The organism is Mesorhizobium sp. M1E.F.Ca.ET.063.01.1.1, assembly GCF_003998155.1.
Classification (GTDB): domain Bacteria; phylum Pseudomonadota; class Alphaproteobacteria; order Rhizobiales; family Rhizobiaceae; genus Mesorhizobium.
Window position 1 is genome coordinate 1 of the sequence record NZ_RZSC01000995.1, and the last position, 1,785, is coordinate 1,785.

The 1,785-nt window shown below is 61.7% G+C and carries 3 protein-coding genes; 1 reads left to right on the top strand and 2 read right to left on the bottom strand.

Going from position 1 to position 1,785, the window contains the following annotated elements:
• Nucleotides 1-181, top strand: a 181-nt coding sequence (locus EOA29_RS35220; RefSeq protein ID WP_145970003.1) for a hypothetical protein, incomplete at its 5' end; no start/stop codon positions are given.
• Here EOA29_RS35220 and EOA29_RS35225 read toward each other — a convergent pair.
• Nucleotides 133-891, bottom strand: coding sequence for a DUF502 domain-containing protein (locus tag EOA29_RS35225; protein ID WP_126093502.1), 759 nt, complete (start codon nt 889-891; stop codon nt 133-135). The two genes, EOA29_RS35220 and EOA29_RS35225, sit on opposite strands and share 49 nt — an antisense overlap.
• A 264-nt stretch (nt 892-1,155) precedes the next feature.
• The coding region (locus tag EOA29_RS35230) for an SIS domain-containing protein (protein WP_127222312.1) at nt 1,156-1,785 on the bottom strand (630 nt) is incomplete at its 5' end.

Here is a 1,785-nt window from a genome sequence, read left to right on the forward strand (position 1 = left end):
CCCCGGCTTCCAGGTGGCGCGCATCGAATTCCATGCCGATCTGCTCGAAGCCGCGCGCGACGAGGCGCGACTGATCCTGTCGCGCGATCCGGAACTGCAGTCCGAACGCGGCGAAGCGCTTCGGCTGCTGCTTTACCTGTTCGGTCGCGACGAGGCGGTGCGCTTGCTGCGGGCCGGCTGAGGCCCGGCGCCGACTGGCGGGTTGGCAAGCGGACCCTCGATCCGTTCGCCGTTCAGCGTCACCAGCTTGGTCTTGACCTCCGGCGCCACAAGGCCAGCCGAAACGATCAGCTTGGCGCCATCCTCGATGCTCATGTCGAGCAGCACAATCTCGGATTTCAGCACATACATCAGGAACCCCGTGGTCGGGTTCGGCGTGCAGGGCATGAACACCGCGATCAGCGGATCGCCTTCCTGGTCGAGCTTCTGGTTGATCTCGGTTTCTTTCTCGCTGGCGACGAAGACCAGCGACCAGACTCCTTTTCGCGGATATTCGACCAGCCCGACCTGGCGGAACATGTCGCCCTTGTTCGACAGCACCGTCTCGAAGATCTGCTTCAGCGAGCTATAGATGCCGCGCACCAGCGGCATTCGGCCAAGCAGTCGCTCGCCGAAATTGACAATGGCGCGGCCGACGATGTTTGCCGTCATGAAGCCGATGAACGTGATGAGCACCAGCGCCACGATCAGCCCGAAGCCGGGGACCGGGAACGGCAGATAGGTGTCGGGATTGTAGCGGGCCGGAATGTAGGGCTTCACCCAGGAATCGACCCATCCGATGAGGGACCAGGCGATATAGGCGGTGATCGCCAGCGGCGCGCAGACGACGAAGCCCGTCAGGAAATAGTTCCTGAGCCGGGCAATGCCAGAGGTCTTCAGGGCGTCGGACATAGGATCACCGCAGCGCAGATTGCGACGCTGAGATTAGTGAACCGCGGGCTTGTTTGGAACTGCGAAGTTTTTAAAGAAGGTTGGCTAAGGCGAGGCTTTCAGCGTTCCAGATGGAAGCTGCTTCCGTTTGGAATTAGCCGAAACATCCTTCCCTTCGTCATTCTCGGGTCTGCGCAGGAGCTTCGCTCCTGCTCCGCCCGTGGATGACGAAAGAAGGGACCATCCGCAGCCGTACTTCGAACTGCGCGAGGCAAGCTAACGGTACTATTCCACCGTCACCGATTTCGCCAGATTGCGCGGCTGGTCGACATCCGTGCCCATGAACACGGCGGTGAAATAGGCGAGCATCTGGACCGGCAGCGCATAGATGATCGGCGAGATGATCTCCGGCACTTCGGGCAGGATGATCGTCTCCATCGTCTTGATGCCCGCCTGGGCGGCGCCCTTGGCGTCGGTGATGAGGATGATCTTGCCGCCGCGCGCCGCCACTTCCTGCATGTTCGACACGGTCTTTTCGAAGATGCGGTCATGCGGCGCGATGACGATCACCGGCATGTTCTCGTCGATCAGCGCGATCGGTCCATGCTTCAGCTCGCCGCCGGCATAGCCTTCGGCATGGATGTAGGAGATTTCCTTGAGCTTCAGCGCCCCTTCCATGGCCAGAGGGAAATTGGTGTCTCGGCCGAGATAGAGCACGTCCTTGTAGCGCGAGAGCTCGCGCGAGATGCGTTCGATCTGCTCGTCGAGCTTGAGCACCTGGGTGGCGTAGCGCGGCGCCTCGGAAAGCTCGCGCACCAGCCGCCTCTCCTCATCGCGCGAGATCGTTCCGCGCGCGACGCCTGCCCGCACGGCGAGCGAAGCCAACACCGACAGTTGGCAGGTGAAAGCCTTGGT

Excerpts from the sequence above, each read along its gene's own strand:
- EOA29_RS35225 (WP_126093502.1), bottom strand. The coding sequence starts at position 891 with ATGTCCGACGCCCTGAAGACCTCTGGCATTGCCCGGCTCAGGAACTAT.